Origin of the sequence: Floccifex sp., from assembly GCF_051873495.1 — a bacterium.
Classification (GTDB): Bacteria; Bacillota_I; Bacilli_A; order Erysipelotrichales; family Erysipelotrichaceae; genus Floccifex.
Window position 1 is genome coordinate 1 of the sequence record NZ_JBJEEX010000041.1, and the last position, 22,266, is coordinate 22,266.

The 22,266-nt window shown below is 31.4% G+C and carries 25 protein-coding genes, 1 tRNA gene, 1 riboswitch and 1 other annotated feature; of the genes, 4 read left to right on the plus strand and 22 right to left on the minus strand.

Going from position 1 to position 22,266, the window contains the following annotated elements:
- The first annotated feature begins 123 nt into the window (after nucleotides 1–123).
- From ACI313_RS02330 to ACI313_RS02340, 3 genes are all read left to right on the plus strand, one after another.
- Nucleotides 124–210, plus strand: a tRNA-Leu gene (locus tag ACI313_RS02330).
- A gap of 97 nt (nucleotides 211–307) precedes the next feature.
- A complete protein-coding gene (locus ACI313_RS02335; protein ID WP_439755186.1) occupies nucleotides 308–874 on the plus strand; it encodes a hypothetical protein in 567 nt (188 codons plus the stop codon).
- 38 nt (nucleotides 875–912) lie between these two features.
- The gene (locus tag ACI313_RS02340; RefSeq protein ID WP_439755187.1) at nucleotides 913–1,845 is read left to right on the plus strand and encodes an AraC family transcriptional regulator; all 933 of its coding nucleotides are present in this window, start codon (nucleotides 913–915) and stop codon (nucleotides 1,843–1,845) included.
- A gap of 9 nt (nucleotides 1,846–1,854) precedes the next feature.
- On the opposite strand, the gene ACI313_RS02345 is transcribed toward ACI313_RS02340, so the two are convergent.
- The 21 genes from ACI313_RS02345 to ACI313_RS02445 form a co-directional block, all read right to left on the minus strand.
- Entirely contained in the window at nucleotides 1,855–2,994 is a 1,140-nt protein-coding gene (locus ACI313_RS02345; RefSeq protein WP_439755188.1) for a M20 family metallopeptidase, read from the minus strand.
- 9 nt (nucleotides 2,995–3,003) lie between these two features.
- Nucleotides 3,004–4,389, minus strand: coding sequence for a YfcC family protein (locus ACI313_RS02350; RefSeq protein WP_320607545.1), 1,386 nt, complete (start codon nucleotides 4,387–4,389; stop codon nucleotides 3,004–3,006).
- Nucleotides 4,390–4,445: 56 nt separating this feature from the next.
- Nucleotides 4,446–4,579: riboswitch (Lysine riboswitch) on the minus strand.
- 53 nt (nucleotides 4,580–4,632) lie between these two features.
- Nucleotides 4,633–5,814: a cation:proton antiporter gene (locus ACI313_RS02355; protein ID WP_320607546.1), complete on the minus strand. Its 1,182-nt coding sequence runs from the start codon at nucleotides 5,812–5,814 to the stop codon at nucleotides 4,633–4,635.
- A 72-nt stretch (nucleotides 5,815–5,886) separates the two neighbouring features.
- Nucleotides 5,887–6,654, minus strand: a complete 768-nt coding sequence (gene murI / locus ACI313_RS02360) for a glutamate racemase (protein WP_320607547.1) — start codon at nucleotides 6,652–6,654, stop codon at nucleotides 5,887–5,889.
- A 23-nt stretch (nucleotides 6,655–6,677) separates the two neighbouring features.
- Nucleotides 6,678–6,992, minus strand: a complete 315-nt coding sequence (gene hisI / locus ACI313_RS02365; protein ID WP_320607548.1) for a phosphoribosyl-AMP cyclohydrolase — start codon at nucleotides 6,990–6,992, stop codon at nucleotides 6,678–6,680.
- Nucleotides 6,982–7,746 (minus strand): imidazole glycerol phosphate synthase subunit HisF, encoded by a 765-nt coding sequence (gene hisF / locus ACI313_RS02370; protein ID WP_439755189.1) that lies wholly within the window; start codon nucleotides 7,744–7,746, stop codon nucleotides 6,982–6,984. The genes hisI and hisF overlap by 11 nt, the downstream gene beginning before the upstream one ends.
- Nucleotides 7,747–7,748: 2 nt before the next feature.
- Nucleotides 7,749–8,468 (minus strand): 1-(5-phosphoribosyl)-5-[(5-phosphoribosylamino)methylideneamino]imidazole-4-carboxamide isomerase, encoded by a 720-nt coding sequence (gene hisA, locus ACI313_RS02375; protein WP_439755190.1) that lies wholly within the window; start codon nucleotides 8,466–8,468, stop codon nucleotides 7,749–7,751.
- Nucleotides 8,465–9,076, minus strand: a complete 612-nt coding sequence (gene hisH / locus ACI313_RS02380; protein WP_320607551.1) for an imidazole glycerol phosphate synthase subunit HisH — start codon at nucleotides 9,074–9,076, stop codon at nucleotides 8,465–8,467. The genes hisA and hisH overlap by 4 nt, the downstream gene beginning before the upstream one ends.
- Nucleotides 9,073–9,651: an imidazoleglycerol-phosphate dehydratase HisB gene (gene hisB, locus ACI313_RS02385; RefSeq protein ID WP_439755191.1), complete on the minus strand. Its 579-nt coding sequence runs from the start codon at nucleotides 9,649–9,651 to the stop codon at nucleotides 9,073–9,075. The genes hisH and hisB overlap by 4 nt, the downstream gene beginning before the upstream one ends.
- Nucleotides 9,648–10,670, minus strand: a complete 1,023-nt coding sequence (gene hisC / locus ACI313_RS02390) for a histidinol-phosphate transaminase (RefSeq protein ID WP_320607553.1) — start codon at nucleotides 10,668–10,670, stop codon at nucleotides 9,648–9,650. Before hisC ends, hisB begins: the two co-directional genes overlap by 4 nt.
- Nucleotides 10,657–11,949, minus strand: a complete 1,293-nt coding sequence (gene hisD / locus ACI313_RS02395; RefSeq protein ID WP_439755192.1) for a histidinol dehydrogenase — start codon at nucleotides 11,947–11,949, stop codon at nucleotides 10,657–10,659. The genes hisC and hisD overlap by 14 nt, the downstream gene beginning before the upstream one ends.
- Nucleotides 11,933–12,577 (minus strand): ATP phosphoribosyltransferase, encoded by a 645-nt coding sequence (hisG, locus tag ACI313_RS02400; RefSeq protein ID WP_439755193.1) that lies wholly within the window; start codon nucleotides 12,575–12,577, stop codon nucleotides 11,933–11,935. Before hisG ends, hisD begins: the two co-directional genes overlap by 17 nt.
- Nucleotides 12,574–13,677 (minus strand): ATP phosphoribosyltransferase regulatory subunit, encoded by a 1,104-nt coding sequence (hisZ, locus tag ACI313_RS02405; RefSeq protein WP_320607556.1) that lies wholly within the window; start codon nucleotides 13,675–13,677, stop codon nucleotides 12,574–12,576. Before hisZ ends, hisG begins: the two co-directional genes overlap by 4 nt.
- A 36-nt stretch (nucleotides 13,678–13,713) precedes the next feature.
- Nucleotides 13,714–13,915, minus strand: a binding site (T-box leader).
- A 116-nt stretch (nucleotides 13,916–14,031) separates the two neighbouring features.
- A complete protein-coding gene (locus ACI313_RS02410; RefSeq protein WP_439755194.1) occupies nucleotides 14,032–17,040 on the minus strand; it encodes a Cna B-type domain-containing protein in 3,009 nt (1,002 codons plus the stop codon).
- The gene (locus ACI313_RS02415; protein WP_320608936.1) at nucleotides 16,929–17,546 is read right to left on the minus strand and encodes a hypothetical protein; all 618 of its coding nucleotides are present in this window, start codon (nucleotides 17,544–17,546) and stop codon (nucleotides 16,929–16,931) included. Before ACI313_RS02415 ends, ACI313_RS02410 begins: the two co-directional genes overlap by 112 nt.
- Before the next feature lie 115 nt (nucleotides 17,547–17,661).
- Nucleotides 17,662–18,918, minus strand: coding sequence for an amidohydrolase family protein (locus ACI313_RS02420; protein ID WP_439755195.1), 1,257 nt, complete (start codon nucleotides 18,916–18,918; stop codon nucleotides 17,662–17,664).
- An 8-nt stretch (nucleotides 18,919–18,926) separates the two neighbouring features.
- On the minus strand, nucleotides 18,927–19,337 hold the full coding sequence (locus ACI313_RS02425; protein WP_439755196.1) for a hypothetical protein: 411 nt from the start codon (nucleotides 19,335–19,337) through the stop codon (nucleotides 18,927–18,929).
- Nucleotides 19,324–19,833, minus strand: a complete 510-nt coding sequence (locus tag ACI313_RS02430; RefSeq protein WP_320608939.1) for a hypothetical protein — start codon at nucleotides 19,831–19,833, stop codon at nucleotides 19,324–19,326. Before ACI313_RS02430 ends, ACI313_RS02425 begins: the two co-directional genes overlap by 14 nt.
- Complete coding sequence (locus ACI313_RS02435; protein WP_439755197.1) at nucleotides 19,808–20,389, minus strand: hypothetical protein; 582 nt, start codon at nucleotides 20,387–20,389, stop codon at nucleotides 19,808–19,810. The genes ACI313_RS02430 and ACI313_RS02435 overlap by 26 nt, the downstream gene beginning before the upstream one ends.
- The gene (locus tag ACI313_RS02440) at nucleotides 20,386–21,015 is read right to left on the minus strand and encodes an NUDIX hydrolase (RefSeq protein WP_320104467.1); all 630 of its coding nucleotides are present in this window, start codon (nucleotides 21,013–21,015) and stop codon (nucleotides 20,386–20,388) included. Before ACI313_RS02440 ends, ACI313_RS02435 begins: the two co-directional genes overlap by 4 nt.
- A 54-nt stretch (nucleotides 21,016–21,069) precedes the next feature.
- Nucleotides 21,070–21,324, minus strand: coding sequence for a DUF1292 domain-containing protein (locus tag ACI313_RS02445; protein ID WP_320608941.1), 255 nt, complete (start codon nucleotides 21,322–21,324; stop codon nucleotides 21,070–21,072).
- A 56-nt stretch (nucleotides 21,325–21,380) separates the two neighbouring features.
- Here ACI313_RS02445 and ACI313_RS02450 point away from each other — a divergent pair, with 56 nt between their 5' ends.
- Nucleotides 21,381–21,698: an acylphosphatase gene (locus tag ACI313_RS02450; protein ID WP_320608942.1), complete on the plus strand. Its 318-nt coding sequence runs from the start codon at nucleotides 21,381–21,383 to the stop codon at nucleotides 21,696–21,698.
- Between the two features lie 75 nt (nucleotides 21,699–21,773).
- On the opposite strand, the gene ACI313_RS02455 is transcribed toward ACI313_RS02450, so the two are convergent.
- Nucleotides 21,774–22,247: a hypothetical protein gene (locus ACI313_RS02455; protein WP_320608943.1), complete on the minus strand. Its 474-nt coding sequence runs from the start codon at nucleotides 22,245–22,247 to the stop codon at nucleotides 21,774–21,776.
- Nucleotides 22,248–22,266: the final 19 nt, after the last annotated feature.

A 22,266-nucleotide genomic window follows, 5' to 3' on the forward strand; every position in this document is an offset into this window, starting at 1 on the left:
TTCGATTGGTGTTTTTTATCAACATTGGTGTATTAATTTTCTAATGTATTATACTTCATTCAACAAATTATTTTAAGTTTTTCTTGAAAAGTATATAAATATTGTATATAATAATCAAGCAATGCCCTGGTGGTGAAATTGGTAGACGCAGTGGACTCAAAATCCACCGGTAGCGATACCATGCCGGTTCGAGTCCGGCCTGGGGCACCATTTTTTAAAATTAAGCTCGCCAGAGCTTTTTTTTATGCGTTTTATTATTAAAAAAAAATATTTTGTATTATAATGATTTCTCAAGGAGACTTTAATTATGTCAAAAAATACTTTATACCCAGTTTTATACGTAAAAGAAATTAATTCTCGTTTTTATAAACACTGTGGTATTTATCCAACTGTTTATTTTAAAATTGAAAACACAAAAGAATTAGAACAAGAACCTTATTATTGCGAATACATGGACCAAATTCGTAAAGAAGCGATGAAAGCCATTTGTCATCAATTCACAATGTCATGTCCTACTACTGTTTCTAATGATCAAGAGGTATTTGTCATCTTTAAAGACAATGTTGAATTAGAACAAGTTAAAAACTTTTGTATTCAAATCTTAGAAGAATTGGAATACTTTACCAAAAAAACACACGTTGCCCAATTCGCAACACTAGAAACAATGTTAATGATCATCGATAGACCTGTTACTTTATTTAAAATGAATAAGGTGGGCGAAAAATTAACACAAACAGATATTTTGTCTAATTTAATCACCGAAATTGATGGCCATGAAGATCCTCAAGATAATGGTTGTGTCACAACTTATGAAGACTTCATTCGCGAAAAAGAAAATCCCGTTCAAATAGAAGAACCAATTGATGAAGAGTGATTGTGATAATCACTTTTTATTTTTGATTAAACATTTATATGAATAAAAACTTATTATCTAAATTAGAACAAATATCAAACGAAGAACAATTTATTCTTCAAAATCGTAAAACAAATATTGTTAACTCTGAAATAGATGAAAATGAGGTATTGTTTAATGACAACAGCATTAATATAAAAATATTACCTCGTTTTATCGATTATCCTTTTCATACAAACGATGGCATAGAATTAATGTATGTTGTACAAGGGATAATTACACATAAAATTGAAAATAAAGAAATTGTTTTAAAAAAAGGAGATTTACTACTTTTAAGTCATAATTCATCTCATGCCATTACAAAATGCACCAAAGATGATATTGCGGTAAGCATCGTCATTCATCCTCCTTTTTTTAATATTGTTTATGAAATGATTGGATACGATAACTTCATTGCCCTATTTCTTATTGACTTACTTCGCAACAAGGAAAATTCATATTTAATTTTCAATACTTTGAATATTTCCCAAATTCAAAATCTAATTGAAAACTTAGTTCAATCATTTTTTGATCAACAAGGAAATACAAAAGAAAACCAAATTACACTCAGTCTTATCTTTTTATATTTAATTCGTAATATTGAGTGCATAAAAGAAGGAAGTTCTCAAAACTTCGAAGATTTACTTATTGAAAACACATTAGAATATATTAATATTTCATATAAAAATGCGAATTTACATGAAATATCTTCTCTGCTTCATCAAAATGATTATAACTTAAGCAAACTGATCAAAACTAAAACAGGACGAACTTTCAAAGAACTTCTACAATCTCGTCGGTTCTATCAAGCTGAAGAATTATTATTAAACAGTAATCTAGCCATTGATGAAATCATTTTAGCTGTAGGCTATGAAAGTCATAGTTATTTCTTTAAGCGTTTTAAAGAAAAATATGGTGTTACTCCAAAAAAATACCGTCAACTACATGGTTGACGGTATTCTTTATAATTTCATTCCCTCTAATACATGTAAAGCCGTGGTTGCCATTGCTTTACAAGCAATGTGTAGTGTTTCTTCAGCATTTGTTCCATGAACATATTCTAAGAAATCTTCATTATGAGCATATACTTTTGGGTTTGCCTGTGTATCTAGTTCACAATAAACAGTAGGACAAACATGAGAAACATTTCCAATATCACTGCTTCCACTAGCTTGTGAATCATCTTCAACGAAAGAACAAATTCCTAATTCATTTAACGATTTTTTCAAATCAGTACGAAGTTCTTCGTTGTATACTAAATCATCAAAACTGTTTTCAAAAAAGCGATAATCCATTTCACAACCTGTCATTAAACAAGCGCCTTTAGCACAGTTGATAATTTTTTCTGTTAATATTTGAACATATTCTCTTTGAGCTGCACGAATATAAAATTGACAACTAGCATGATCCGGTACAATGTTACATGCCATTCCCCCATCGGTGATAATTCCAGCTACTCTTGCATCGGCTTTCATATGTTGTCTTAATGCATTAATTCCAGCAAACGTTAATTGAACAGCATCTAAAGCATTCACTCCTAGTTCCGGATAAGCCGCTGCATGACTAGCTTTTCCTTTAAACGTAAATTCAATAGAATCCATAGCTAAAGTGACTACATTGATATTGTTTTCTGCACCTAAATGCATTTGTATAGCAGCATCAATATCATCAAAAGCATGTTTCATTACCAATTCACATTTGCCACCTGTTGTTTCTTCAGCAGGTGTTCCAATCACTACAATAGTACCCGAAATATTTTCAAGCTTAGATAAAGTAATAGCGGCTCCTAAACAACTAGCTGCAATCCAATTGTGTCCACATGCATGAGCTACTTCATCTTTATTTGGTCCATATCCTGGAAGTGCGTCGTATTCAGCTAAAAAGGCAACCTTTCTTCCTTCTCCTTTTTTAAATTCTGCTCGAAATGAAGTAAGTATATCACAATATGGATATTCAACATCAAATCCATGCGATTTCAAAACATCCACTAAATACTGACTCGATTGAAATTCTTCGTTTCCTAATTCAGGATGATTAAAAATATATTCCGAAATATTTTCGATTTCTTTTTTTAAGGTTTCTTCAATATCATAAATATTCATTATATTCACCTAGTACCCAATCATAAAAGAACCACATAATAGTACAATTTCAGCAATAAACAATAATCCGAATAATGGAGTTACAAACTTATACCACTTGTCAATTGGAAGTCTCATAATACCACACATCATAAAAACACTTGTTGGCCAGAAAATATTAGAGAATCCATCTCCAAATTGATAAGCTAACACCGTAATTTGTTTTGAAACACCTACCATGTCTCCAACTGGAGCTAAAATAGGAACTGTAACAAGTGCTTGTCCACCCCCACTTGGTATAAAGAAATTAATAATGTTTTGTGCAAACAACATACCAATTGCACTTGCCATTCCAGAAAAGTTTTGAAGAACAGAAGCGATTGCCCATACAATCGTATCAATAATTTTGGCATTTTCCATAATAACAGGAATGCTGTAACTAATTCCTACTAATAAAGCACCATACATCATTTCTTTACTTGCTTCAATAAAATATTCTGCTATCTGACTTGGACTAAAATGAGAAATTGCACCCATCACTAAGGCCATAATAATAAATAAAGTTGCGATTTCATCAATATACCATCTCATTTTAATTGTTCCTACTAAAAGCATTACAATTGTGAACACAAATAACAAACAAGAAATTTTATGTGTTGTTGTGAATTTAATATTAACTAATTCATCTTTACTAGCTACTTCAGGCATTTCCGTTTTAATTCCATATAGTAATGATTTTTCAGGATTTTTTTGGATTTTGTGGGCGTATCGCCATACGTAAATAATAGCAATACTCATAAACACAACAAAACAAAAAATTCGATATCCAATTCCACTGAACAAAGGAACACCTGCAACTTGTTGAGCAATTCCAATAGTAAAAGGATTAATAGTAGCCGCTGCAAATCCTATCGCAACACCCAAATAGATAATACTTCCTCCTACAATCGCATCATATCCTAGTATACATGCGATAGAAATGAAAACAGGAATCAATCCATATGTTTCTTCAAACATTCCCATCGTAGATCCTAAAATTCCAAATAAAATCATACAAACAGGAATAATTAATTCAATACGGTTTCCTATTTTACGTAAAATCCATCCCACTACTGCTTCAAATGTTCCATTTTTCATCAAAATATAAACAAAGAAATACGCAAAAACAATAAAAAATATAATTTGTCCAGCGTTCACAAATCCAAGTTGAATGGATTTAAACATATCGAAAATTGAACAACCTACTTTGTCAACATAATGAAAGCTATTCGCTACGACAACTTCATTTCCAGATGCATCAATAATGCGATCAAATTCTCCTGCAGGTACAACATTAGCCAAAACAGCTGTTAAAACTGTCATTGTGAAAATGATGACATACGCATGTGGCATTTGCCACTTTTTCTTTTCTTTCATGCTCTCTCCTCCTAAAAAAAAAATACCATTATCAAAACAGATAATGGTTGGTTACCTGTTTTACAAGCTCTCCATTGATTTTCAATGACAGTGATATATATATTCTATATACCCCCAGCCTATTTCTAGACTTCGGCATCTCATCCTTTCCGACTTGCGTACTCTTAATCGATGCGCCTCAAGTAAAACAATTATTTTTATTTTTAATTAGTTTAGTCTTATATTTACACAAATACAAGCATTTTATGCATTTTTTAATGTAGGATCTTCTTTATATAGAAGTTTTAATAAAATTGGTGTTGTGACACTTGATACAATAATCAACAAAATAACAGATGTAAATAAAACGGAATCCATTAAACCAACAGACAATCCTTTTTGAGCGACAATCAAAGCAACTTCGCCACGCGTCATCATTCCTACACCAATACGAATAGAATCTTTATTATCAAATCCACAAATTTTAGCAATTAAACCGCATCCAATAATTTTTGCCAACAATGCAACAATAATAAATGCGATTGAGAAGACTATAATTTGCATAGAAATGTGATCAATTTGTGTTTTTAATCCTATGCTGGCAAAAAATACAGGTCCAAAAAACATATAATTTGATACTTCCATTTTACGATCAATATAACTACTATCATCAATGTTACATAAAATAAGACCAGCCATGAATGCTCCAGTAATATCGGCAATACCAAACACAGTTTCGGCAACATAGGCCATAATCAAACATAGCGCTAATCCATAAATAGGAATTCGACGGGTATGAGGATTATCTTTATCTAATTTTTTAAAGAAACGATAGATGATTACACCTAATACCAAACTTAGAATAAAGAATAAAATTGTGTTAATAATAACCGATGCGGGTTTTACACTTGTATCTTTAAATCCAATTAATACTGTTAAAACAATGATACCAATAACATCATCAATAATAGCTGCAGATACAATTGTTGTACCTGTTTGAGTACTCAACTTACCCATTTCTTTCAATGTTTGTACCGTAATACTGACGCTTGTTGCCGTCATAATACATCCAATAAAAACATTTTGAAAAAACTCTAATGATCCAATCGGTGCAAATCCATTAAAACAAAAAGACATTAAAGCTCCTAAAACCAATGGAACAAATACTCCACCGCAAGCAATCGCAAAAGCCTTTGGTCCTGTTTTCATCAAATCGTGAAGATCACTTTCCAAACCTGCTGAAAACATCAATAAAATAACACCAATTTCAGCCATTTGAGCTAAGAAATCAGTTGGTTGAACCCATCCTAATACGCTAGGTCCAATCAATAATCCCGCAATAATTTCACCACATACTTGGGGAATTTTAAATTTACGGGCGATAATACCACAAGTTTTAGCCATAACAACGATAATCGCTAAATCTCTTAATATACTATATTCCATACTCTCACCTTCCTTAAGAATAGTAGTCCAATAAAAAAAAATGTCAATAAAATAAAAAGAGAAAACACATATTTATGTTCTCTCATAAGTATCTAAAAAGGAATATAATTTTTTCGATAAAGAAATTTCACTATCTAATGAATTATGAAATTCAATAGTTCCTCCATTTTTATTTAATAAATCATTTGTCATCAATATTTCTTTTACATGACGAGCTGTACCTTCGTTTCCATCAATGATTGACACATCTTTTAATAGGTTCTGCAAATACGATTTAAAAAACACAAAATGAGTACATCCTAAGACAATACTATCAAAAGAATGATTTGGAATATAAGATTGTAGCGTCGATTCAATTAAGTGTTTATTTTCTAGCTGATCATCTTCAACTAAACGAACAAGCTTAGGACAAGGAATTTTTTCTATTTCGTGATCATTTTCAAAATGCGACATTAAATCGACGAATTTCTTTTCTTTTAAGGTAAAGTTTGTTGCCCATACAACAATTTTTTGATGTTTTCCTTTTTCGCAAGCAACTTTTAAAGCAGGTTCCATACCAATGATAGGTACATCATATTTTTCTCTTAATAAATTAACGCATGCACTAGTTGCTGTATTACAAGCAATCACAATCGCTTTTACTTTTTTTATCATGAAAAAATCACAGATTTCAATACAACGAGCTGTGATTTCTTCTTTTGTTTTAATTCCATATGGATTATATTTAGAATCCCCGAAAAAAATATAATTTTCATCAGGAAGTATTTGTTTTAAAGTATGTAGAACACTAATTCCGCCTAAACCAGAATCAAACACTCCAATTGGATCTGAACAATTCATATCAAATCCTCCTTTGAAGTATATTATAATTCAACCTTACGATAAAAACAAGAACGGTTACCAGTATGACACGCTGCCCCAATTTGTTCTACTTTAAGTAAAATCGTGTCTTCATCACAATCAATATAAATTTCTTTTATATATTGATAATGACCACTTGTTTTTCCTTTTATCCATATCTCTTGACGAGAACGTGACCAATATGTTGCGACTTTCGTTTCTAAAGACATGTTCCATGCTTGTTCGTTCATATAAGCAAGCATTAAAACTTCATTAGTCTGAACGTCTTGTACAATAACAGGTACAAGACCATTATTTTTTTCAAAATCAATCTTCATAGCGAACTGGAATTCCTTTCTTCGATAAATATTGTTTTACTTGTGGGATTGTTACTTGATTATAGTGAAATAAAGAAGCTGCTAAACAAGCTTCCGCACAATCATTTTCAAAGACCTCTGCAAAGTGCTCAAGAGAACCACATCCCCCAGATGCAATGATAGGTACATTACAAATATCATGAACTGCTCTTAACATTTCAATATCAAATCCTTTTTTGGTACCATCTGCATCCATAGAAGTTAATAAAATTTCTCCAGCTCCTAATTCAACGCCTTTTTTCACCCAAGACAACAAATCCATTCCCGTATCTTCTCTTCCACCACGAACAAAGACATTCCATCCGCCATTGCTTCGTTTTCTTGCATCAATAGCTAAGACAATACATTGACTACCAAATCGTTTAGCACCTAAGGAAATTAATTCAGGATTTTGAACAGCTGCACTATTTAAGGATACTTTATCAGCTCCTGCTAAAAGCATTTTGTGAATATCTTCAATGTTTCGAATTCCACCACCCACAGTAAAAGGAATAAAAATTTCTTTAGCAACCTTAGATACAACTTCAACCATTGTATCGCGATTTTCATGTGTTGCCGTTATATCCAAAAAAACTAATTCATCTGCTTGCTGCAAATAATATTCTTTGGCAAGCTCAACAGGATTTCCTACTTCTTTTAATCCCACAAAATTAATTCCTTTTACAACTTTGCCATCTTTAACATCTAAACAAGGAATAATTCTTTTTGTATGCATTTTTAGTTCTCCTGGCAATATAAAATTGCTTCTTCTAAATTTAAAGAATTCGTGTACATGGCTTTTCCCGTAATCGCTCCATATAAACCTAATTCATTCAAACTTTTAATATGAGTCATATCTTTAATACCACCTGAGGCAACAATATCACATTTCACATTGCTTTTAAGTGTTTTCAACATTTCAAAGTTAGGTCCCATCAATGTACCATCTTTAGAAATATCCGTAAATATTATTGTCTGAACACCTAATTCATCCATTTTTTTTGCAAAATCAACATAATACATCTCACTGCTTTCTAACCAGCCATTCACAACAACAATGCCATCTTTACAATCAATTCCTACCGCAATTTTCGTTCCATATTTCGCTAGTGCTTGTTTTAAGAGTTCTTCGTCTTGAATGGCAGCCGTACCTAAAATAACACGAGATACACCATTATCAAGATAAAAGGAAATGTCTTCCATCGTACGAATTCCTCCACCCACTTCAACTGGAATGGATAAAGATTGAGCTACTTCACAAATCAATTTCGCATTTTCTTTTTTTCCTGATTTTGCTCCATCTAAGTCAACGCAATGAACGTATTGAGCTCCTTGATTTTGGAAAGACATGGCAATTGATAATACATCGCTTCCTACGACTTCTTTTTTATTATAGTCTCCTTGATATAAGCGAACTGGTTTTTGTTCAATTATATCGATTGCTGGAATAATAATCATACAAATTCCTCCACAAAATATTTTAATATTTTCAATCCATTTTCAGCGCTTTTCTCAGGATGAAATTGAGCTCCTAATACATTTTCATGTTGTACTAAACCACATATTTTTAAATTGCCATACATTGAATAACCTAATAAATCGTCTTCATTGTAGTCTTGTGCAAAATATGAGTGAACATAATAAACATAGGGTTCACATTCTAAATAATCAAAAAGAGCATTGTCTTGATTCTTTTCTAATAAATTCCATCCGATATGTGGAATACGAACAGAGTCATCTTTCATTAATTCTATATGACCTTTAATAAATCCAAATCCTTCACAATATTTATTTTCCATACTATATTCAAATAAAGCTTGCATTCCTAAACAAATTCCTAATAATGGTTTACCCATTTGTACTTTTTCTTTAATATAGTCAAATAATCCAAGTTCTTTTAAGTTAGATATACAATCAGGTAAAGCCCCGACTCCTGGTAAAATCCATTTTTCACATTTCTCAAGTTCTTCTTTTGAATTTGTGATTATACAAGGTGCTTGGATATGATTTAAAGCATTGTACACACTGTATAGATTCCCCATGCCATAATCGATTATTCCAATCATTCTAAAACTCCTTTTGAACTTGGAATTTCATCGGATTCAATTTGTACAGCTTGTCTACATGCTCGTCCAAAGGACTTAAAGATGGCTTCAATTTGATGGTGATCGTTTTTTCCATATACATTAATATGTAAAGTAACTCCAGCATTCACACAAAAAGCTCGAAAGAATTCTTCTGTCATTTCGCATGAATAATTTCCAATAGTCTCACGCGTAAATGTGGCATTAAAAACCAAATAAGGACGTCCTGAAATATCCATCGATACTTGAGCTAAAGATTCATCCATTGGTAAAGAGAAAAAACCATAGCGTGCGATTCCTCTTTTATCTCCTAATGCTTGTTTAAACGCTTTTCCAAGAAGTATTCCTACGTCTTCAATAGTATGGTGATCACATACATTTAAATCACCATTTGCTTTTAATTTTAAATCGAATTTAGAGTGAAAAGAAAATAGTGTCAACATATGATCAAAAAAACCAATTCCTGTTTCAATTTCATTGCTTCCTGTTCCATCTATATTTAATGCCATTTCAATTTGAGTTTCTTTTGTATTTCTTATTAAATTAGCGTTTCTCATATCGTGTCCCTTTCATATTGATCAAATACATCTAGTATAATTTGTAGTTCTTCTTCATTTCCAATTGTGATGCGTACATAATCACAATCAACATATGTACGAATAATTACTTTTCTATTTTCAAATAATTGTTTTAAATAAGAAATATTAGAGCATGTAACCATCACAAAGTTAGCACTGGAAGGATATACAATAATGTCTTTATATTCTGCATTCATTAATTGATTTCTTCTTTCTTTAATTGGTTCAATGCGTTCCATTACTTCATCTATATGATTTAAAGCAACAACAGCAATCATTTGTGAAATAGAATTTAAGGCATAAGGTACTTTTATTTTAGAGAGTATTTCAATATTTTGTTTTGACCCAATCAAAAAACCTGTACGAATCGCAGCTAATCCAAAAACCTTGGATAGTGTTCGTGTCACATAAAAATTATTGTATTGGTTCACGTATTGAATCATACTCTCACAAGCAAATTCAATATAAGCTTCATCATCTATAAAAGGAATATCTTGTAGTGCCTCAACTATTTTAAGAATTTGCGAGTTATCTAAATAGTGTCCAGTAGGATTATTGGGATTTGAAAAAATCACTAAATCCACTTTTTGTTTTTTCGCATAATCGATAAATTCATCAATATCAAAGGAACCATCTTTTTCACATTTGAATTTAAGAATATTTGCACCATATCTAGATGCATAATAGTCATACATTCCAAAATCAGGTGAAAGGGTCAACATTGTTTTATCGGGTCCTAAATAGTAGCTCATAATTAAATCAAGCATTTGATCGGAACCATTTCCACATAGGATTTGTTCATAGGATATATTTATATATTGTCCATATTTTTTTCTTAATTCAACACAATCTGTATCAGGATATCGATTAAACGCAATGGAATCTATTCCTTTTTTTATTTCTTCTTTTATTTGTTGGGAAAGATTGTCACTTACTTCATTGGCATTCAATAAAATTCCTTTGCTTGTATTCGTTTGATAACTTTCAATTTTCTTCATCTTTCATTCTCACTTTCGCAGCATTCGCATGAGCTTGTAGCTGTTCCTCTTGAGCCATCGCAACAATATATTTTCCATAGTCTTGGATTGCTTCTTGGGAATAATATAAATAACTTGATTTTTTAATAAAGCTATCAACGCCTAATGCACTAGAGAAACGTGCCGTGCCACTTGTAGGTAAAACATGATTCGTTCCTCCAAAATAATCTCCAATACTTTCACATGTGTTATATCCCATAAACACCGATCCGGCATTTTTTACTTTTCCTAAATAAGGCATTGGCTCTTCTATCATTAATTCTAAATGCTCAGGCGCTATGGCATTGCTGATTTTTATACATTCATCAATAGAGTCACAAAGAATCGCTTTTCCATAATTTTTTAGCGATTGTTCAACGATTTCTTTTTTAGGTAAAACGGCACTTTGAATACGCAATTGTTCGTTTACTTGTTCTAATACAGAAGATGAAATTGTTAGTAATATGGAACTAGCCATAGGATCGTGTTCAGCTTGTGACAATAAATCTGCGGCAATATAAGATGGATTTGCTTTTTCATCGGCAATTACCAATATTTCACTTGGTCCTGCAATCATATCAATGTCTACTTTTCCAAAAACAAGTTTTTTTGCAGCGGCCACAAAGATATTTCCAGGTCCAACAATTTTATCTACACTTGGAATAGTTTCTGTTCCATACGCTAAAGCTGCAATAGCTTGGGCTCCTCCTATTTTATAGATATCCGTTACCCCAGCAATAGAAGCCGCAAAAGCAATGTTTGGATGAATGCTTCCATCTTTAGAAGGTGGTGTAACCATCACAATTCTTTCTACACCCGCTACTTTTGCAGGTAAGGCATTCATTAATACACTTGATGGGTATTGTGCTCTTCCTCCTGGAACATAGATTCCTACGGAATCAAGTGGTAAAACACGTTGACCTAAATAAATTCCTTTTTCTTTTTGAAGAAGGTAACTATTTTGTTTTTGGGCTTGGTGAAAATAGATGATATTTTCTTTTGCTTTATTCATGCTTTCACAAAAGAATGGATCACATTTTAAAATAGCTTTTTCAATTTCTTCTTGTGAGACTTTAAATGAATCAATATCGATGCCATCAAATTGTTTCGTATATCGTTTACACGCTTCATCTTTATTGGTTCTTACATCTTCAATTATTTTAGATGTTGCCACTAAAACATCACTACTTATTTCCTGGTTTCGTGAATTTAAATATTGCGTTAATTCTTTAGTATTATTTTTATCAATTATTTGAAGCATTTTCTTTCACCATTCTTTCTAAGTCCGTAATTACTTTCATGATTTCTTTTCTTTTTAGTTTATAGCTCGCTTTATTAACAATCACCCGAGCACTAATGTCACAAACCGTATCTAAAACAACTAATCCATTTTCTTTTAATGTCGTCCCGGTTTCCATGATGTCAACAATTCCATCGCATAATCCTAATATAGGAGCCAATTCAACAGAACCATCAATTTTAATAATTTCTACGTCCATTCCTTTTGATAGAAAATAGTTTTTTGCCACCGTTGGATATTTTGTACCAATTTTAATGTGTCCCACTTTATTAAATATTTCATTTTCAGGAAGTGAAGCAACAATAAATTTACACTTTCCAATTTCTAAATCCAGTAATTCATAATAGTCTTGTCCACCTTCTATTAATGTGTCTTTACCAACTACACCAATATCCGCCACTCCATGTTCCACATATGTTATACAGTCATTTGATTTTACTAAAAAATAAGAAATATCATAAACAGAGTCTGGAAATACAAGTGCTCTTCCTTTATTTTTCAATGCTTCAACTCCATATCCACATTGTTCTAACATCGAAACGGTTTGTTTTTCGAGTCGTCCTTTTGTTAAGGCAATTGATATACTCATCGCATTTCCTCCTTTACAGTAATTATATTTTCATCATATATTCTGCATTCTACGCATTGATATTCTTTGCGAAGTTCTTTGGCTTTCATATAGGCTTCGACTTGTTTTGATATCGGAAAGTAAACAACCATCTTTTTTTGTGGTTCTAGATGTATCACATCAATTAAAGAATCTAGTTTTACACTAAACCCACAAGCTGGTAAATCATAGCCGAATTTATCTAATAAAGAATCGTATCTTCCTCCATTTAATATCGACGTTCCAATACCTGAAACATATCCTTCAAATATAATTCCAGTGTAGTATTTATAATGAGGTACTTTCCCTAAATCGTAGCTAATATGTTGGCTTACACCCATTTTTTCTAACATTTGATGTAAGTGTTTTAAAGATAAAACAACGGCTTCGATTTCATCGTTAAAACTTAATTCTAATGCTTCATCAAGAACAGAGGCATCACCTGATAAAAAAGGTAGTTTCATAAAGAATTCATATGCTTTTTGGGATACATTATTTTGAATTAAAAATTCTTTTAGTTCTACCATACTTTTACGATTGATTAGATCTGATAATTTTTCAGAACTTAAATTAAAATAAGAGCTTGCCTTTTTAAAGAAATTTACGTTACCAATTTCTAATGTATATGGACAATTCAAGCTTTCTAAAACATCGATTGCGCATAGTAGAACTTCTAAATTACTATGATCAAGTCCAATGCATTCAATTCCGCAATCCGTTACTTCACTTTGTTTACCTCTAAATTTTTGGCGTACTTTATAAACATTAGAGGTATAACGGAAGCGATATGGTGGTTTGGTGTCTTTAAATTTAGTTGAACATACTCTTGCGATAGGTACGGTCATATCGCTTCTAAGCATCAGAATTCGTCCATTTTGATCAAAGAATTTATATTTATCTTCTTCAACTATATTTTCATATGCATTTGCGTATGTCGCATAGTATTCAATGGTAGGGCTCATAATTTCTTGATATCCATATGAATCAAAAATAGTTTCAATTTTATTTTGAAGCCATCTTTTATTGCGGCATTCATCTAACACTAAATCTCTCATTCCTTCTGGTAATTGTACTTTTTCCATAAAATCCTCCTGCTAAATAAACAAAAAAGCTCTCATCCAAAGGACGAAAGCTAACTCACGTGGTACCACCTTATTTCGTGCAATGCACCTCAAACCACTAACGCGGGATTACGTTATAAACTACTTAGTTCATCTATACTGCTCCAAGATGTGTTCAAACAATTAATTTCTTCTTTTCCACCTACCAAGAAGTCTCTTTAAAACATCCTTGTTTTACTATTCTTTTCATCGCATTTTGTATAGATTCGATTATAAAGAAAAAATAAATTTTGTCAAACAAAAGAATACAATTGTCTCAATTTCATGAACATATACCATTATAAAAGAGAGGACTTATCATCCTCTCTCTATTGGTTAACTATAATGTCTTTTTCTTAATAATAAGGAAACAATATCTACCAAACTTACAAGTAAAGTATAAATGTAACCACTTGGATTGTTGTGTACACCTGTATTTGTTGTTTCTTTTTTCTTAGTTTCAGGTACATAACTATTTGTTACAACGAAACCTTCTTCTACATTTCCAGTCACAGTCGTTGTATATCCATCAACTTTCGTCAATTCTTTAACTGTGTAAACAACTTCTTTTCCATTATTATATAGATCTACATTTTCGAAAACACCACGCCAATCATTTCCTTTATTTAAAATAACAGTGTCAACGAGTGTTCCATTTCCATATAATTGAACTTCAACATACGATACTCGTTTTTTATCGATATTATCTTTGTCATTCCAGTTCTTAATTACAGTTACACTTGTTTGTTTTGGAGTATGCGTATTAATAATGTTGTTTCCATCGTATTCTACACTATATCCTTCAACACTTGATTCAGTTACAGTATATGTAATTTCATTTCCATTATCATATTTAGCTAAATCATCAAATGAATATGTCCAATTATTTTTTTCACTTACTTCGATTGAATCAACTTTTTCACCATTCGCAAATAAATTAACCGTAATAGTCTTTGGTCTCATGCCATCTTGGTTATTGTTGTCAGACCAAGTTTTAGTTCCAGATACAGAAATTGTTTCTGGTGAATGAGTATTGGTAATCACAAATCCATTTGTCATATCACCGGAAATTTTTGCTTCATAATCAGAAGAAACATTAATTTCTTCTACTGAATAAGCAATCTTTTCACCATTGTAGTATTCATCTAAGTTTTCAAATGATCCTGTCCAATTATTTTCATCAGAAAGAACTAATGTTTTACTTGTTTCTTTATCATTTGCGATTAACTTAACACTTACAGATTCTGGACGAAGTCCATCTTGATCATTAGCATCTAACCAAGATTTTGTAACTGTGACACTTGTCTTACCTGGAGTATGCGTATTTACCAAATCATATTTATTTACACTTGTACTATATCCTTCAACAGCATTTTCAGTAATTGAATATGTAATTTCTTTTCCATTATCATATTTAGCTAAATTATCAAATGAATATGTCCAATTATCTTTTTCAGTAACAACTTTAGAATCAATTGTTTGTCCATTCTTCAATAAATTAACAGTAATCGATTCAGGTCTCATACCATCTTGATTATCATTGTCAGACCAAGTTTTAGTTCCACTTACTGATGTTGTTTCAGGTTTATGAGTATTTGTGATTACATAACCTGTATATACATCTCCGGTAATTTCAGAAGTATATCCTTTAACTTCATCTTCACTAACTGTATATTGAACCAATCTACCAGATACATATTTGTCAAGGTTATCAAATACGGCTTGCCAGCTGTTCGCATCACTTAAAGTAACAGTTTTACCTGTGTCTTGATTATCAGCTAATAACTTAACAACGACTGCATTGGTTCTTAATCCGTCTTGATTATTGCCATCATTCCAGATTTTTTGAACAGAAACAGATGTCTGTTCAGCACTATGTTTATTAGTGATGTTGTATCCATTATATGTTGCCGTATATCCTTTAACTGTATCTTCAAAAACAGTGTATTTAATTTCTTTACCATTTTGTTTCTTAGCTAAACCAGTGAATGAATAAGTCCATTTTGTATCACTTGATACTTCTTTAGAATCAACTTCTACACCATCAGCATATAATCTTACGGTAATAGATTTTGGACGAAGTCCATCTTGATTGTTATTATCATCCCAAGTCTTAGTTCCTTCTACACTAACAACTTCTGGTGTATGTGTATTCGTAATCACAAATCCATTTGTAACATCACCAGTAATCTTTGTTGTATAACCTTTAACAGATACTTCTTTAACTGTATATTCAATTTCTTTTCCAGCTTGTTTTACTGGTAAATCTGTAAATGTTGTTGTCCAATTGTCATTTGCTGTAATTGTCTTCTCATCAAATTCTTTTCCATTAGCTAATAATTGTACAGTGATAGACTCTGGACGAATTCCATCTTGATTGTTACCATCATCCCATGATTTACTGATAGAAATTGATCTCTTACCAGGAGTATAACTATTCGTTACATTATATCCGTTGTATGAAGTTGAATAATTTGCAACTGGATTTTCAGTAATCGAATAAGTAATCAATTGCCCATTTTCATACTTAGATAAATTATCAAATGAATATGTCCAATTATTATCTGCATTTACTTCTTTCGAATCAATTGTCTTACCATTCTGCAATAAGTTAATGGTAACTGAACTTGGACGAATACCATCTTGGTCATTATTATCATCCCAAGTTTTTGTTCCTGATACTGTAATTGTTTCTGGTGTATGTGTGTTAGTAATGACATAACCATTTGCTTGCGTACCAGAAATTTCAGGTGTATAACCATCTACAGAAACTTCTTTAACAGTATATGCAATTTGTTGGCCATTTTCATAGCTATCTAAGTCTTTAAAAGTTGCTTCCCAATTATTATCTGCACTTAATGTCAATGTCTGATTTGTTTCCTTGTTGTTCTTCCATAAGTTAATGGTAACAGATTTCGGACGAAGTCCATCTTGATCATTACCATCATTCCATACTTTAGATACTTTGACACTCGTTTTCATGTTATATGTGTTGACAACATTAAAATTTTCCGTAGGACTGGCACTACTAACAGTTACACTTGGAGTATTTATTGTAACCGTTGGAGAAGCACCATTAATAGTAGCAGTGTCTGTTACTTCTGCAATTGTATATGTACCATAAGGAACATATGCATAACCTAAACCAACTTCATTAGCACCTACTGTTACATCAACTTTTTGATATAAAGTGTTTCCTGTGTACAATCCAAATGAATATATCTTATCGGATGTTAAATCAACGCCACTAACTTTTTTTGAATTGTAATCAATCCTCGATTCGATTGACCAGCTGCGAAAGTGAAATCCATACCGGAACCATGAATTATAGAACCACTTTGCCATGATCCACGTGAGTTATCAAGTCCTGGACATGCATTCCCAGTATCCCAATAGTTAAATGAAGCAGATAACGTAACAGGAACTGTAATTGAACCAGCATCTACAAACGTTACATTAGGGCGAATTGAAACTGTGTATTGAACAGGACTATTTTTCGTTCCAACTGGGAACGTACCTTCAATACGTACTTGTGACTTTCCTTGATTATCTGTACTTGTTGAAAGTCTTGTCGTATTAAAGCTAACATTAGGATTTGAACTAATTTGAACATTTGCAAAATCATTAGTGTTTAATGTAACATCTTGCGTATATGTTTTATCATTTAATACCAATACAGCAGTTGCATTAATTTCGATGTCAATGTGATCTACAGTAGTCGATGATCCTGGTCCGTTCCAATCCTCCTGCCCTTGACCATGTGCATAAGCATTGGTAGTGAACATACTAATGATCATCATAAAACTTGTGAATAAAGATAATAACTTTGTGATCTGATTTTTCCTTTTCATTATATTAACCTCCTTTCATTATCTCTAATTTTAATATGCTGTAAACGCTTTCATTTGTCACTATGTTTTAAGAAAATAATTTTCATTAAAAAAAAGAGAAGCTTAAATTGCTTCTCTAGCCATACATATCCCAAATACTTTCATTTATTCGATTCTTTTTAATTGATGGATGAGAAAACACTCTTCCTTCAAATACAACTGTATTAATTTTGGATAACGCCTTTAAATCTTTAATTGGATTTTCATCTAAGATAAGAAAATCAGCTTTTTTTCCAACTTCCACAGTACCTGTTATTGAATCAATATTTAATAGTTGTGCATTTCTTTTTGTAGCACAATAAAGAGTATATTGATTGGATACCTTCATATAATTTTTGAAATAAATTAATTCCCTATAAAAATCAGAATGTCGTACAAATGGTCTTCCTGCATCATTTCCAATTCCTACTGGAATCTCATGTTGAATAGCTTGTTTCACATTATCAATAACACCATCTAATACATTTTTAGCGTTTTCTTTTACTTCATTTGATACAGCGGTTACGGTATTATCAAACTTCGCATATGGAATGACTCCTGATAAAACGGATATGATTTTAGCTCCTTTTCGTAAATAAAGAGACTGTAACCGCTCATCCATATGAGATCCATATTCAATTATATCAACACCATTTTCTAAAGCACGACGCACTCCTTCTTCATTTTGAGCATGAGCAGCTACTTGTATATGGTGATGATGAGCGGTTGCTGTGACATAACGAATGATTTCTTCTGGCATCATGACATCGTTTATTTTATTTTGCGTCAATGAGCCTGTTACCATTATTTTAATGAAATCTGGTTTTGTTTTTAGTAAACGATTCAAAGCATCTTTACTCTCTTCTAAATCACTCACTTCATAGGCACCTTGATGATTCATATAACCATCTTTCATAGTAATGGCACGATTGGCAACAATCATTCTTGGTCCAATAGTCTTTCCTTGATTTACTTTATCTCGTATTTGGCTATCTACGTCGGATAAACCACCTACACATCGCATCGTTGTGACACCTGACATTAATTGTGTATAGGCATATTTTTGACAAAGTCGAATTCCAAAATGCTTTCCTAAAATATTAGAATTAACTAAAGATGCCGTATGCTTAGCCATTTTTTCTTGATCAAATGAACCGTCACTTGACAAATGAACATGCATATTAATAAGTCCTGGACAAATATATTTATTTGCACAATTAATAATTGTTCCTTCTACTTTATCCGAATCAATGGCAATGATTTTATCGTTTTCGATAATGACATTCACATTTTTTTGAATAACCATATTTTCATTTCCATCTAATAAATTACAATGTGCAAATGTTATTTTCATATAAACTCCTAACTCGTTGTTTTTTCAATTTCTCTTTTTAATGGTAATACAACTGTTTGATATTTCGTATTATTGTACAAAGGATGACAATTTCCTGTAACAATTCCTAAGTAACAAAGCTGTAAAATTGATGCCGGTTGCTTTGCCCAATACGATCCATCATATTTTTTACAAATTTCATTGATGTCAATAATATTTACTTTACTATGATGTACACTATAAAGCTGACCAAAGAAAGAATCAATTTCTTCTTTATGTTTCATTACTTTTTTCTTATCCAAATAAATGGGATTATCTACTTGGGTGAACCCATTTTGTGCTGTCATTAATTGTACAGCTACATAATTTTTTTCTTCACTATCTTGTCCTGGAAGACAACTAGTAAATACAGTATATAAATTATCTTCATTTAGTTCCATTATCTTTCTCCACTTTCTTTATATAATCTAAAACACCTTGTTCGTCTTGTTCACTTAATAAACGATGATCTAATAACATAACTTGGCCATCACTGCGATAAAAATAATAATAATGATAATATTTTCCTGCTTTCATAATGGAAGTCCATGGATACATATCAAATCCATATTTAGAACGAACCGACATTCCTTCGTCTGTTAATGTATATGTGCGAATTAATGTTCCATCTTCAGGAAACTCTTTATTTAGTTGTTTAGTCATTCTTTTCTTGAGTCCTGTTTGAGACATATACATAAAAAAGAAAAAATGACAAACAAAAACCAAAGGTACAATTATCGAACCATGAAATAAGAAAAACACGCCTGCGATTAGTCCAATAATCGCAACAATTTTAAATGTTTTCTTTGATTTTTGATAGCGGTCATTCAATTCAATTAATAAATCCACAAACGCTTCTCTTTCTTCTTGATTAATCAATAGATCCTGTTTTATCATTTTCTTCCCTTTCTTCTAATTGTTGTCCTTTTTTTAATGACAACGAAACAATAATTAAAGATATTAAATTCAAAATTGAGCATATAAGTAACAACCAGATAGGAAAATCCTCAATTACATATATGATTGAAAAATCCATGATTACACAAACCGCACAAACCATCATAACCAATGAAATTATAAGCTGTGAACCATAAAATGGATTTTCTAAATAATAAAGTTGTATCGTCCACTGTAGAGATAAAACACCGATAACTAAAACTAAAATACCAATACATATATTGAAGTAATTTGAAATCTCATTACTTTGAATACATCCTATACAACCAAATAAAAGACAAAGAACGCCAATTGAAAAACTATATTCATTTAAACATTTATATAATTTCTTTAAATAAAATTTTAAAATGAAATAGATACCTAAAATGATAAACACACAAAAGAATAAACGACACAAAACAATCGCATTTACTTGTTCTATGCACAATAAACTAAAACAAGAACTTATCGATAAAATATTCAATAATAAAATCAATACATAAAATCCTATTTTCATTGCCACATTCCCGATACAAAATACATCAAAGCCGCCCAAGTATAAACGGAATAATAAATACCATTTTGATCTGTTCCTTGTTTTAAAATATCTTGTGCTTGTTTTTGTGTCAATAACGTGAACCCATCAAATAATTCACTTCCTTGTATATTTTTAGTAGATAAACTTGAAATATTTTTTATTTTAACACATACCAACGCATTGGATTCATCTGTCATACCCGGAGATGAAAATAAAAGTGGATTAATTATAGAGATATCTTCTCTTTGCACACTTAAACCACATTCTTCATATATTTCTCTTTGTGCTGTACTAATAATATCTAAATCTTCTTCATCAACCAATCCAGCTGGAACCCCTAATAAAAATTGTCCAGTAGGATAACGAAATTCATTGCATAAAACCAGTTTAGGTTCTTGTTGTTCTACTACAACAACACAACTTACGGCATCGGGTTTCATTGCTTTGAATTGTTCATTATTTTTTAAACAAACTAAATTATCTTTGCTTCGTCTTGATGCATTATAGTAATGTGAATCTTTACAATAATGCATATCATAGACATTTAAAAATTTAGATTTAAATAAAGTATCTACTCTTGAATCATCAATTTCTAATTTTTTCATAGTTACTCCTAAAAAAGAGCTGGCAAAAACGACCAACTCTTCTTGCGATAAAAATTAAATATCATAAAAAGACATGTAATACTCAGCAATGTCAAAGAATTCATCTTCACCAATCATTTCAAATGTCATATCCATTCCTGAGCCATGACAACGATACAAATAAACATCGTCTTGTATTTCATCATCAATTATTTCAGACAAAGAAGCATATTGGACACCATCTTTTTCAAAGACATCCATTAACGCTAATTCCATTTCACGACCTTGTTCATCACAAATTCGGTATGTATCAATTTGAACTTTCTCCATAAAATCCCCCTAGTCAATAAATTTAGAAAACGATATAATATACGTAGGTGATATATATGTTTCCATTTAATAAGAAAAAACAAGTACTAAAACCCTTAAATCCTAATGATAAACGCTATCGCTATCATTTCTATGGACAAGTACAAGGCGTTGGTTTTCGCTTTGTAGCTAGCCAAACTGCTATGCAATATCAATTAACGGGATGGGTTCGTAATGAATCGGATGGTTCTGTCACAATGGAAATTCAAGGAAATCCAATGGATATAAAACAAGTTATTTCCCGTCTTCATAATGATAATTACATCGAAATTGATCATTATACAAGAGAAGAACTGAATCCGATATTAGAAGATGGGTTTGTACCAAGGTACTAATTCATCTTCTTTATTATACAACAGATTTTATCATAAAATTATTATATATATGAAAAAAATGGTTTATTACCATTTTTATTCTAAAACATCTTCTACAAAGTGAACATTAATTTCTAATTCATTTGCGATTTCCTGATCATCTTTTCCTAATTTATGTAAATCAATCACAAGTGAATCAATATCAGATCGATTAACTGCTTCTCTTTCTAAAAAATCATAATCCACTTTATCATCTTTTTCCGTTTTTTTAATTCGTAATTCCCTTGTTAAGTTATCTTTTTCTTCCAAAACCAATCCTTTAAATTTAATAGACGGAATTTGATTAACCAAACCGTTCAAAAATGTTTTAACACTTTCAAATGTTCCTTCTGGAACACAAACAGAAGTAAAAGATAAATCATGTGTCGTCATAAAAATATTATCCGTTAATTTTCCTTCTTTGACCCACATATCATTGTATTTATTTTCTCTAAAATAATCTTTTATAGTATTAATTTCCTCTATTGAATTATCTCGAAAATCAATACAAATATCTCCCATTGACTTCATATTTTTTCACCCTCGACTA